The organism is Pedobacter soli, from assembly GCF_900101435.1.
Lineage (GTDB): Bacteria > Bacteroidota > Bacteroidia > Sphingobacteriales > Sphingobacteriaceae > Pedobacter > Pedobacter soli.
Genome location: NZ_FMZH01000001.1, coordinates 58,732 through 71,744, shown reverse-complemented (window position 1 = coordinate 71,744; position 13,013 = coordinate 58,732). Strand labels below are relative to the sequence as shown.

Here is a 13,013-nt window from a genome sequence, read left to right as displayed (position 1 = left end):
TTTATAAGCCAACATTTAAACCAAACGCCACTGTGCGCAAAGTTGGATAAGTACCTAATGGGGTTAAGAAATCCCTGTAATTATTTGGAAAGGGATTGATGAACTGCACCGGGTTGGTTGCCTGAACAAATACCCTGATGCTGTTGATACCGATTTTACCCGTTACTTTACTAGGAATACTATAACTTAGGTTAGCATTGGTAATACCCAGTTGCGTTGCAGAAACCAGCCAAAAATCGCTGTCTTCGAGTGCACTTGTAAAATAAGGGTTTGGATATGCAGCACCTGTATTGGTTGGGGTCCAGTGATCGGCCCAGTAAGAAGCACGGTTATTGTAAACGGTTGCACCGGTTCCACTTGCTTTTAACCCGCCTACTGATGTATATCCACCCCATGATAGACCTGCAATTACATTGAGGTTAATACCTTCGTAACCCACGCTAAAGTTTAATCCCAAATTGTTGTGGTTATTCTGACGTTTGGTAATGAATTGTTTATCGGCCACTGTAATTAAACCATCGCCGTTTACGTCTTCGTAATTGATCATACCCGGCTGCAGGAAGTTATCGAGGATTTTAACTTTATTGCTGCCACCGGCTGCGTTTGCACGCTGGGCGATAATGGCATCGGCATCTGCCTGAGTTCTGATGATACCTAAAGATTTGTATCCGAAATAACCTGCATCGCTTGATTTGCCGGTTAAATCTTCAATGGTACCTACTTTTCCTGAGGCCAAATCGTATTTGATGATTTTATTGTCGTTCCAGGTATAGAAAGGACTAAAACTATAAGTGAATTTATCGCCAATTTTATCTTTCCAGGTAGCTGAAAATTCGTAACCAAAATTATTGAGCGAACCATAATTTTCGGTTGGTACCGCAGCGCCAATCAGGAATGAAACCGACGATTGCAGGGTTGCCAGCATATCGTAGTTGTGGTTCCAGAAATAATCGCCTGATAAGCTTAATTTTCCTTTTAACAGCTGCATATCAAAACCGTAATTGGTTTTTAAAGCATGATCCCAAACTACTGCGCCATTAGGGATAGCCACATTGGTTTTAATGGCAATGCTTCTATCGCCTTCATTAAATACAGCACCGCCCGAACTACCTGTACCTAAATTGTATGAGCTTAAATATTGGTAAGCTTTGGTTGCGTCGGTACCAGTTAAGCCCACATTGGCCCTCAGTTTTAAGAAGTCGATCCATTTAACATTATTTTTAAAGAAGTTCTCCTGCGAGATTACCCATCCTACCGATGCTGCCGGGAAATTACCCCAATTATTACCCGGACTAAACTTGGCGCTACCGTCTCTGCGATATACCAATTGCAACAGGTATTTATTGTCGTAATCGTAGTTAATTCTTGAAATAAAAGATTGGAAACCATCCTGGCTTATTTGCGAAGATTGTGTAGAGGTTTGGGTACCCACTGTAAATGTCTGGTATGGTAAACCACCCGCTACAACGCCCTCGGTCATGGCTGCAACACCTTCAGAGCTGCTTTCTCTTTGCTCTACCAGGGCAAGTGCCGAGATATTGTGTTTTCCAAAACTCCTGTTGTAGTTAAAACCTGCATTTAACTGATAGTTTTCAGCGAAAATTGGGTTCAAACGTACACGGTCGCCATTTTTAATGGTATAAGTGCCCAATAAAGCTCCACCCGGAATGTGGCTGTTTAAACCCTGTCCGGCGTATTTATAGTAAGTAAAGGTGGTTCCGAATTGCTTAGAATTGGAAGAGTTGATGTTTTTATTACCCGTAAAAGTTGCCTGAAGGCCTTTTATTCCCGGAATATCGTAGGTTAACTTACCTAAGAAGTTCATGGTATAGCGTTTACCACCGGTAAAGTTGTCTGAATTTTGTACCAAAAAGAAGTTTACGTTATCTAAACCACCGGTATTGCTTGAACCAAGAATTACCGGATTTCCATCAATGTAATATTCAGACCATGGGTTAACGTTTTGTAAGCTGGCCACATCGTTATCTAAACTTTCTGACGTGCTGTTCAGTTTGTAGAAATAACTTTTTGTAGAGTTAACATCGCCGCTGATAGATCCTGATACGGTTAAGCGTTTAGATAATTTAGCTTCAATAGATGCCCTCAAGCCATATTTATCAGAATTGATTCCTTTAAAATTGGAATTCTGTGTTACATAATCGCCCCCAATGAAATAGTTTACCTTGTCGGTACCGCCACTAATATTAAGCGCATTGCGCAGCAGTGTTGAGGTTTGGAAAGCTTCTTTTAACCAGTTGTGATTGTTATTGGCAAAATACTGCAACTCATCTGGTGTGTACCATTGTGTTTGGCGCGTAAGATCGGCCACCCCGTTAATTACACGATAACCATCGGTATTGATATAGTTGGTATTTGGTACACCTGATGCAGTTTGTGCATATACAGATGCATTGAGGTAATCATTAACGTAGTTACCCAACTCTAAACCCGACATGAGTTCAGGAAGTTTGGTTGCATTAGAAAAACCTACCGTAGAACTGAAATTGATACGTGGCGTACCAATTCTGCCTCGTTTTGTTCTGACCAAAACCACACCATTTGAGCCTGAAACGCCGAAAATAGCCGCTTCGGCATCTTTCAATACAGAGATACTTTCTACCATGCTTTGATCGAGTTGCTCAAAATCCTGTTGTGTACGCACCACATCATCAATTACATAAATGGGATTTGTACCTTGCTGACTATCTTTTGAAAGCACTGATGGATTTCTAACCGTAATGCTGGCTGTTTGTCCGGGACGTTGTACACCGCCAGAAACAGTTACGCCAGGCATGGTACCCCGAAGTACAGCACTTAAACTCAGTGCAGGTACATCTTCAACTTTTTTAAGATCAGGCTGTGCGATAGCTGCTGTCAAAGAAGCTTTCTTTTGCGTGCCATAACCCACAATTACAACATCGTCAAGCTCTTTATTATCCGAGACCAGCTTAACGGTAATGTTGCTTTGGCTGCCAACGGTAATTTGTTGGCGTACATAACCAATGTACGAGAAAACCAACACATCGCTGTTTGATTTTACCTGAATGGTAAACACACCATCTGAATTGGTGCTCACATTGCTCGGAACCCCTTTTAAACTTACGTTTACGCCGGGTATCCCCTGTCCGTCTGCCTGATCTACCACTTTACCGGTAACCTTACGGTCCTGGGCATAGAGGATGGTGCTTGCAAGAAGCATAAACAGCATGGACAAAGAAATTTTTTGCAAAAATTTTAAGTTCATCTTATTATTTGGTTAGTTTTTAATGCTTACGCGATTTGTTGCTCTGAACACATCGTGTATTTCTTCTTTTATTTTGCTTGTTAACTGGAGTGCGCTAATCTGAGATAGAGAAAATAAGGTTTGTTTTCTTGTCTAATTTTGATTTTTAACAAAGCAGCTATAATGATCAGATTTTTATTTCCTGTTAAAAAGGTTGAAAATAGAATTGATGACTTGGCTCCTGTTTTGTTTTGGTCTCAGTATTTATTTTTTTGGTTAGAAAGTATATTAATTCAAATTTGCCGACAGATTATGTTTATTTTAAACAAGATGTTATCTAATTAGTATAAGATATTATCCAGCTTTAAATAATTTAATAACCTGTATAATGCAATGTTAAATGCTGAGTACAAGTTAAGTATTATATTCATATATAAATATAATATTTAAATAAAAAAGTGTTAAAGTTTTAAAATTTAACATTTGAGTGGTTTAAAACGTTGTTTAGACGTTTATTTTGAGGCTTTTGGTAAAGAAAGAATTACAAAAGTAAAGCAGGTATTTTTATAAGCAGTTTAAGATTCAGGCCTAAATACGGGAATTTTTGTATGGAAAAGAGGTTGCCAATGGAGAATTATAGCTGTACAAAGGGAATATTTTGGCCAGATTTTGTATTTAGTGTAGCGTAAAGACAAAAAAAGAGAGCACTCGCTGCTCCCTTTTTCTTCTAACCAAATATATAAAATTGTGGCGGTGTTACCCGCCGGGATAAAGCTTAATTTAACGCTGTACTTTTATACTCACGTTAATGAAAGGTCGTTTTTCATAGTCAGATGTAACCGCGTTAATATACATCATACCATATTTGCCTTCGGGAGTAACAAAAAACACTGCGCTGCCTGAATTTAGTCCATTAGCTAAAGTAGTGCCTGCGGTAGCATCCAGATTAATTGTTCTGGCTTTCGCCAGCGTTTCAATAGTTGAGCCTGATACTGCTCCTGTAAGAAACGCGGTAGACTGTCCTGTTATTGGCGCACTGAATTTTGTTGTCCTTTTAGGTGCCCAAGCACTGATATCATAAACTGTAAGTGGATTAACTGCTACACTTGGTGAATACAGATTATAGGTATATGCTATAGCTGTTGGCGTAGAGTTGGAAGCAAGCTTTCTGTAAATACCAAAATCGATATTGCCTGAATTAGCAGCTCCGTTTGTATAGCTGAAGCCAGAAGCATCTTTTAATGAAAAGAAACTAGGCAGCGATTTTCCTATAGAATCTGGCAAATAAATATCCCTATTAGCATAAATCATGTAACTGGGCTTTACTTCAATCGTGACGCTTTTCTTTCCGTCGCCAATAAAAATACCTTTTTGGTTCAACGCGTAAATGCGATAAGTTGTTTTTCCATCACGGTTCATGGTAAGTTTAATGATATCCGAAAAACTTCTCCGTTTTGTAGCATCATTAATTGTAATTATAGTACGTTCGGGGGTTTGGGTTCCGGAAGATTTTTCGATAGTATACGAGTACATATCCTCAGAAGCCGAATTAATCGTAAAATCAATCCATACTTCATCCTTATCATTAACCAACTTGTAATCGGTTACGCAGCGCGGATCGCTGTTGTTATAAGTCACGGTAACATCCGTAAACATGGTAAATATATTTTCAGATTCCTTTTTACAGGAAGCGAAAATAATTACGCTTACTGCAATGAGGAATAGCTTGTGCATATTTTTAGTTTTCATTTTTGATTTTTTTAACTAACAAATCGAGTTCAATTGTACTTTACTAATCCAGAGGGTCAAAAGTGCCACCAGGCCAGCCAATAGTTGTTGCTATGTTGGCACCAAAATTTACAAAGTCGTTATGGAACGTGTAGAAATAATGGAACTCAGGTATATTGTAAGGTAAATAAGTTGTATTGGTAACAGTTACAGTTCTGAAATATCTGTTGTAGGTTGTTTTGTCGTTAACATTTATGGTTTCTCTGAACATCACGCCATTTGTAACGGCTTCTAAAATGGCTTTATCTGATGTTGCACTTAACTGTATTTCTATTTTAGACATATTACCGGTTAACAAATGCATGGTACGCGATCTTCTTAAATCTGAATTGCGTTTATTTTCAAAGGCAAACTCTATTTGTCTTTCGTTTAAAATCAGCGTTCGGAGGTCGGCAGTACTTCCGGCTAAACCCAAACCATAATCAGCATCGCCCTGTACAACACCTCCTCTTACTCTGATCTGTCTTACGAGGTCTTTTGCCCCGGCCACATTTCCGGTTTCGTTTAAACAGTCGGCATAGTTTAGCATTACTTCGGCCAACCTCAGTTCAATCCAGTCCATCCCACTCCCGCCTATGCTATTTGAGTAGGCAACAGCTCCTGAAGCCAGCGTTGGTGTTGTAAAGCGTTTCACATATACTCCATTTCCGTTTGATTCATTAATAGCGGTATTGTAGGTCCATTGCTTTCTGGTTGTATTTCCACTTAACGGGTAAACACTCCCGTTGTAAGCAAAGGTTGCTTCAAACCTGGGATCGCGGTTTTGCCAGAACATGATCGCATCATAAGGGTAAGCTGAAGATGCTCCTCTGGGTTTACCATCTTTCATTGGATAAGCATCGAGCATTTTGGTAGTTGGCGTGTAGAAGGAGTTATAAGATCCACCTTCTGAAGAAGGCCGGTTACGCGCTTCGCCATTATGACCTCTGTTTGAAATAGTGCTGGAGTAAGTTCTTACTAAGATAGCTTCGGTATTAGCTGTTCCTTCGGTACGGAAAATATCCAGATAATTTGGCATTAACTTTTTACCAGCCGCTAAACATAAGTCATAGGCTTCTTTATTAGCAGTTAAAGCTTGTGTCCATCTTGCTGCGTCATACGGATGCTTAGCATCGTTAGTCGGGTTAAACTGCGGACTGGCCCAGTAAAATAAAACTTTCGCTTTTAAACAGGCCGCAATGAGTTTGGTAATTTTACCTCTTCCATCACCATCTCCAGGGTTAAAACCTTCCAGCATCTGCATAGACGTATTCAAATCCGAAACAATAGCCGCAAAACAGTCTTTTGCACTTTTTCTACCCCCCATATAGACCGTATTTTCCAGCTGCTGTTCTAAAATAAGTGGTACACCTCCGTAAACTTTAACCAATTCAAAATAGGTCATGGCCCTTAGCGCATAGTATTGGCCTAACAAAATATTTTGGCGATCCTGGGCCATGGTTCCTTTCGGAATGTTGGTTATGGCATCATTACATCTGGCAATATCCCAATATTTATTATCGCCAGGGTTGCCACGGTATTGATTCCCTACAAACCTCACATCATTAACCCCTAATACTCCTACCAGGCCAAGTGCAGCTTTTGCGTTGTCGTTTCCATCCGGAAAGTAGCTCTCATCACTGGCAACATGAACTCCATAACGATCTGGGAGTACCTGTAAGGGGAACCAAGGCATCACTACATCGTAAACCCTGTTGAGGTGTAATTGAACAGATCCCTCATTATCCCAAATGGCTGCGTCAATACCCTCCGTATCGGGTAAAAGGAAAAATTCATCTTTATTAACACATGACGGTAAAGCTGCTGCAAGTGCTAAGATTAGCAGCGACTTTTTTATATTGTTTTTAATTTGCTTAATCATTGCTCAAAAAATTATAAGTTAACACTTAAACCCAGTGATATTGTTCTCAATATCGGATAATCATACGCGCTTGAAGTGTATGGATCTTTATATGGAAGTGGATTAACGATAGTCCATAAATTGTTTCCTGTTAGCAGGATACGCGCACCACCAATGCCTAACTTATTGGCAAATGCCGTAGGTGCTTTATAACTCAAGGTCATGGTATTGATCCTGATCATTGTACCGTCTACCGCCCAGAAGTCTGAGTTTTTGGTTAACGAAGGGTCATCAAAGCGCGGCAATTTGCCTTGCATCGGATTGTCTGGCGTCCATCTATCCTGCCAGATGGTTAAAATATTCCGTGTTGCAGAAGGAGCAATTCTTGCTCTGCTGTCATAGAACACCTTACCCCCAAAGCGCGCGTTAATGTTAGTATTTAATGAGAAGTTTTTATAAGTTAAGTTTAATGAGATACCTGTAGCGAGGAAAGCATTGGTGTTTTTGAACATGGGTTTCATGTCACTATCTGAAATTACACCATCACCATTTGTATCTTCATAATACAACCAGCCTGGTTGTGGCACCTGGTCATAAAGTCTGTAATTTGGATATTTAGCCATCCAGGCATCTACTTCTGCCTGAGTCCTGAACATACCAATTGTTTTTAACCCAATATTGCTTGATGAATAAACCCGTGGATCAGTTCCAAACTGAGTTTGCCAATCGGGCGCAACGTTATTAATTAACTGGCCTGGCGCATAAAGCGTTCTGTTAACCACAGAGTTGCCCCAGCCAAAGTTCACATTTGCACTTAGGCTCCAATCTGTAGCTAAGCGGGCTTTATACCCAATGCTGAATTCAGATCCCCAGTTATAGGTTTCCCTGTAGTTAACCACAGGTGCAGCAGTACCAAAATATAATGGGAACAGGTTATTCCCACCCAGGTCAAAGGCATCATAATTCCTGTTCTGGAATACCTCAACACTAAAATCAAGTTTATTATTAAACATCGACGTTTCTAAACCAATATTAATGGTTCTTTTCTTTTCCCACGTAATGTCAGGGTTGGCTAAACGTGCACGGTTTAAACTGTTTTGGTTAGAGTTTCCGTATAAATAACCATTCGTTACGTCGATTTGAAAGCGATCCTGCCATAGGCGGCTTCCTACACGGTCATCGCCGGTAGTACCTACATTGACTTTCAGTTTGGCAAAATTGATGAATTTCAGGAAGTTGGCATCTTTGAAGAATTTTTCCTGACTGGCCACCCATCCAATGCCGATATTAGGTGAAAGTCCCCAGCGATTTCCTGTTGCAAAGTTAGATGATGCATCCAGACGCGTAATTACTTCTAATAAATACTTTTTATCAAAATCGTAACTAAAACGACCAAAGAATGAACGCTTGGAAACGGCGGTTCTTGCAAAACTCTGACGGGCAAGTGTGGTTGCATCAAAAGCCCAGTACTGATCAATATCTGGAATCAATTGATTGGTATACCGTACAGATGACTCTTGAGAATTGCCTTCACTCTGTTCGCCTCCAACCAATAAACTAACTGAGTGCTTGGCAAAGGATTTGGTATATTGTAAAGTTAAAAAGCCCTGGTAGCTGTTGTTCTCTGAAACTCCGGGCGTAATGTTAGCACTCGCAGCACTTGTGGGTTCGAAATAAAAAGAAGTTGCAGAAGTATTAACCAATTGATCGGTAAATAGCTGCTGATTATTGCCGCTCCTCACATAGTTGTATAAACGATATGGTGGCACATATTGAGTTGATTTTGTTGAACCGCTGGCCTGTGATATTTGGAACTTAGCAGTTAGACCTTTAAGAAAGGTTGGCTCATAAGTTAAAGCTGCATTAATGCGGTAGCCTTTAGAATAACCCTTGTTATAATAGCCCGATTCAGCTACAGCTAATGGGTTTATAGTACTATTATTTGCGCTAAAGTTTACATAATTACCATTAATACTAATCGGAACCCATTGTGGAATGCTTATAATGCGTTCAAAAAATGTATTGTCCTGATCATTTGCGTTATGATGGAGTTCTTTTATGTTGTAATCTACGTTAAAGTTAATATCTGCTTTTAATCCATTTGCCAGGTTTGCAGTTAAACCACTTCTGAAGCCGTATTTATCAAACTTCATGCCTGCATAATTGCCATTTTCTCTTTGATAATTTCCGCCGGCAAAGAATGTTATTCTCTCACTACCACCAGATATACCAACATTATGTCTTTGCATCGTGGCAGGTTGCCAAACTTCGTCGTACCAGCTTTTGTAATTTAGTGTTTTAATATAGGCTAAATCCTCGGGTAAAAAGAAGTTCGATAAAGCAGCTTTCTGAGTGCGATAGGTATCATTTAATAACACAGCATGATCATAAGCAGAAAGCATTTCGGGAGTCTGAGCAGCATCTGAAATGCCTAAATAACCATTATAGGAAATACTAGGTTTACCGATTTTGCCTCTTTTGGTTGTTACCAATACAACACCTTTTGCTCCAGATGCACCATAAATAGAAGCAGAAGCGTCTTTCAAAAATGTTAAATTTTCGACCATTGAAGCATCAATATTGTCAAATGCATCTCTGGTTACTGTAATACCATCTACTACATAAAGTGGCTCATCTGTAGCGCCATTTAAACGGGCCTGATCAGATACTGTAGAATTCCTAATGTTTAAAGTAATCGGAGATCCTGGTCTACCAGAAACCTGACTTACTCCTACTCCAGCCACCCGGTTTCTTAAAGCACCTGCCAAATTTGGCGCTGGTACATCCTGAATTTCAGCCCCGGTTATAGTCGCTACTGCACCCAATACTTCACTGCGTTTTTTTGTCCCGTAACCAATTACCACAACAGCATCTTCATCTAAATTTTTTGAATCTTCAACAAAGCTTACCGTAATATTGGTTTTGCCGGCCAGTGGAATAACCTGTCTGGTGTAACCTACATAAGAGAAAACAAGTGCATCGGTTGAGGGATCGGCTACCAAAGCAAATTCGCCTTTATCATTGGTACTTACATTATTGGTTTTGCCGCGTATACCAACGGTAACACCGGGAACAGGCTGGCCATCCTTCTTATCGACAACCTTACCCGTAATTTGCCGCTGCTGAGCAAACAACGAGCCACTGATCATCGTCAGGAGCACCAAAACCCAGGATAATTTACGTAGAAATTTTAAGTTCATATTAGTTATTTGGTTAGTTATTAATATTAATTATGTCCATGTAGTGAAGCGTGCAGGCACGCAACATTTTACGAGTGGTTACAATTTATGCCAGGCATAATCTGGATATGCTTAGCTAATGTTTAATTAATAATGTTTTTCCGGTTAAAGAGGGATGTTTGTTTTTGCTTTTTAAAGCTTGCTAGTTAGGCAAAGGTTTTCGATTGCGTTAAAATAAATCTTTCCTAATTTGAGTTGTTGTAAAATTGGCTCATATTCTTATTGTTTGCGTTAAAAATCTGGTTAGAAATAAACCTCACTATGAAGGTCTATCTGTTATTTTAAACTTAAAGCGATGAGTTGTTAAACCATTTTACCGGTATCATACTAAACTCCTCGCTTCAAGTTATTTACTTTAATATTTACTGATACAAGATATAAATAAATTCATATATAAATGAAATATTCTTAAATAAAAAATGGCAAAAAATTTTCGGGCGTTACAACCAATAGGAATTAATTGCCCTGAGCCTTTGCTTTGCGCCTTTTTTCCCATTCTATGCCTTCTTTTTTCAGGTCGTAACCAGCAGCTGAAAGGTAATTGTTGATGCGGCCTTTGTACTTGCCGAACCAGGCATGTTTTTTATCCGATGATTCTGCATCCATGGCACGTTCGCGCGCTTCAGTTAACCAAACCAGGATTTGCTTTTTCTGTTCATCGGTTAAAGTCAGTATTTCTTCCTGATAGGCTTTATAAGTAAGTGGCAGCACCCCGTAAGTCATACCGTTTTTTACGCCCTCAACTTGCTCATTGTTTAACTGGCCGGCTAACTTGTTAATGTATTTTTTGTGCAGCTTAGCCAGCGATGCATCTACTGTGCGATTTTGCTTAGCCAACGCCGAATCGCGCAGTACTTTATTGTCTTTATTTTTTTCTTTAATTTCTTTCGCTTCAAGGTCTCTGGCGGTATAAATATCGTTCAGGTTGCTGTACTGATCTCTAATGATATTGGTAACCTTTTCAGCCTTTTGGCTGTCGCTGATACCCAGGGTATTTACAATTTTAGCGGCACGCTCGGTAATGGTTTTGGTATAGGCAGCCTTATCTGCAACGGCATTATTTTGAGCAAAAACAGCCGTTGTAACGGAGAACGTTAAGAACATGGCTAAAATTTGTGATTTCATTTCTTTATATTTTTTAATTAGCATTTCTTTTTTTTCCAAGGTTTACATCACCACAAAAGTGCACTTTTATGCCCAGTTCATCCATAGCAGCAGCTTTAATTCTGCAGGCTTCATGCGCAGCGGCTTCGTAATTGGTGTAAACTACCTGTATGTGGTTGGCCTGGTGGCGCGCCATTAACTGATCGCGGCTTACCCCTTTTAAAATGGCCTGCATAATAGGCCACTCGGGTGTGGTTCCCTCCCATCTTCTTTTGGTTTCAGCTTCTGGTAAAGATACCACTTCGCCAACACCTAAATCGCAGTGTAATTCGTTATTCTTTATATATACGCGGCTCCAAACAATAAAACCGGGTTTACTGATGCCTTTTAAAGATCCACCACCCAATCGGAAATACATCGCGGGCTGCCTTTCGCTGCTTGCACCTGCATAACCATTGATGAAATGTGCCGCCGGTGCAGCGCCTGAAATGAGAAAAAGCCAAACAAAGCCATCAATTTCGCCACCTTTATAATGTTCACCCCAACGGATATCATGCAGCGTATTTTCACCTGTCATGCCGAGCTCCTTCCAAAGTTGATAAGTGAGTAAGGCATCCAAACCGGCGCATTCATCTACTTCGTTAAAATGTGGCAAAGCCTTTTTTGCATACAGTTCTTTGCCATTTAAGCCAAAAACCGGTGGACGATCTTCGTTATTTAACAGGCCTTCTACCAAATCGCTGGCCACGGTTAAATCTTTTAAACCCTGCTGGTATTGGATACCAATGGTATCGCAGCTAAATTCATCAGCAATACGGAGTGCTGCAATATACATGCGGCATTGCTCAAGCGTTTGTCTTTTGGTTAACTGTGTAGCCTCGTTGGTGCCCCAGTTAAAGGTCATCCCTTTTTGCAACAACCATTCTAAAACACCTTCAGCTTCAACATCAGTTACCTGTAACATAGCGGCGTATAAAGCCGATTGACTGAGCCGCTCTTTAAAGAAACCGGTACGGTGTAGTAGCTCATCAGGAATGATAGCATTGTACATACCCATACATCCTTCATCAAAAACGCCCATAATCACTTTACGTTCTTTCAGGCTTCTGGCAAAATCGCGACCTTTTTTATCGTCGCTTGAAGGGATTTTATTTAAGGCAAAACTTTTAACGTGACTTTGATCATAACTAATTTTTCCGGTAGAGAGCCATTCCTGCAACCCATCAGTAAAAAAATCATCTGTAAAATTTTCACTCCACAGTGTACTGTAAGGAATTTGTGCTTTAGTTAAACAACCGTTGAGATTTAGCATACCTACCAAACCAGGCCACTGCCCGCTCCAGTTGGCAACGGTTAATATGGGGCCACGATGCGTGGTTAATCCGGCCAGCACATGGTGAGAATACTGCCAAACGCTTTCTGCAACGATTAATGGCTGCTCGGGATCGATACTCCTGAAGATATCCATACCCATTCTTTGCGAATCGATGAAGCCGTGTTTTTTGTCCGGATCATAAGCATGTGCCCGTTTAACCGTCCAGCCAAATTTCTCAATTGCAGCAGTTAATTTTTGCTCCATTTCGGCTTGCGCTGCCCAGCAACTCTGGTTTGCTGAAAGGCGTAAATCTCCACTGGAAACGATCAGGATTTCGCTTGGTTTATCGGGTCTCATATTTTATTAATGAACATATAATTTATATAAAAATAATATGCTATTTGTAAATTTGGTTATGCCATACGGCCTCTATACAAAAATCTGTAATGAAATACACCATTTTATAATGTTTTTTATCAAATTAATATAGGATATTATCATTTT

6 protein-coding genes are annotated in these 13,013 nt (G+C 40.0%); all 6 read right to left on the bottom strand.

The window, feature by feature from the left end; genetic code table 11:
* Position 1 precedes the first annotated feature (1 nt).
* The 6 genes from BLR37_RS00245 to BLR37_RS00220 all read right to left on the bottom strand — a co-directional run bounded on the left by BLR37_RS00245 (position 2) and on the right by BLR37_RS00220 (position 12,866).
* Positions 2 to 3,244: a SusC/RagA family TonB-linked outer membrane protein gene (locus BLR37_RS00245; protein ID WP_090763031.1), complete on the bottom strand. Its 3,243-nt coding sequence runs from the start codon at positions 3,242 to 3,244 to the stop codon at positions 2 to 4.
* 759 nt (positions 3,245 to 4,003) lie between these two features.
* The gene (locus BLR37_RS00240) at positions 4,004 to 4,972 is read right to left on the bottom strand and encodes a hypothetical protein (RefSeq protein WP_090763028.1); all 969 of its coding nucleotides are present in this window, start codon (positions 4,970 to 4,972) and stop codon (positions 4,004 to 4,006) included.
* 43 nt (positions 4,973 to 5,015) lie between these two features.
* Positions 5,016 to 6,872 (bottom strand): RagB/SusD family nutrient uptake outer membrane protein, encoded by a 1,857-nt coding sequence (locus BLR37_RS00235; protein ID WP_090763025.1) that lies wholly within the window; start codon positions 6,870 to 6,872, stop codon positions 5,016 to 5,018.
* Positions 6,873 to 6,883: 11 nt separating this feature from the next.
* Positions 6,884 to 10,051, bottom strand: coding sequence for a SusC/RagA family TonB-linked outer membrane protein (locus BLR37_RS00230; RefSeq protein WP_090763022.1), 3,168 nt, complete (start codon positions 10,049 to 10,051; stop codon positions 6,884 to 6,886).
* Positions 10,052 to 10,546: 495 nt separating this feature from the next.
* Positions 10,547 to 11,215, bottom strand: coding sequence for a DUF3826 domain-containing protein (locus tag BLR37_RS00225; protein ID WP_090764740.1), 669 nt, complete (start codon positions 11,213 to 11,215; stop codon positions 10,547 to 10,549).
* 13 nt (positions 11,216 to 11,228) lie between these two features.
* Entirely contained in the window at positions 11,229 to 12,866 is a 1,638-nt protein-coding gene (locus BLR37_RS00220; RefSeq protein ID WP_090763019.1) for a fucose isomerase, read from the bottom strand.
* Positions 12,867 to 13,013 lie beyond the last annotated feature (147 nt).

Excerpts from the sequence above, each read along its gene's own strand:
- BLR37_RS00225 (WP_090764740.1), bottom strand. The coding sequence starts at position 11,215 with ATGAAATCACAAATTTTAGCCATGTTCTTAACGTTCTCCGTTACAACG.
- BLR37_RS00230 (WP_090763022.1), bottom strand. The coding sequence starts at position 10,051 with ATGAACTTAAAATTTCTACGTAAATTATCCTGGGTTTTGGTGCTCCTG.
- BLR37_RS00240 (WP_090763028.1), bottom strand. The coding sequence starts at position 4,972 with ATGAAAACTAAAAATATGCACAAGCTATTCCTCATTGCAGTAAGCGTA.
- BLR37_RS00220 (WP_090763019.1), bottom strand. The coding sequence starts at position 12,866 with ATGAGACCCGATAAACCAAGCGAAATCCTGATCGTTTCCAGTGGAGAT.
- BLR37_RS00245 (WP_090763031.1), bottom strand. The coding sequence starts at position 3,244 with ATGAACTTAAAATTTTTGCAAAAAATTTCTTTGTCCATGCTGTTTATG.
- BLR37_RS00235 (WP_090763025.1), bottom strand. The coding sequence starts at position 6,872 with ATGATTAAGCAAATTAAAAACAATATAAAAAAGTCGCTGCTAATCTTA.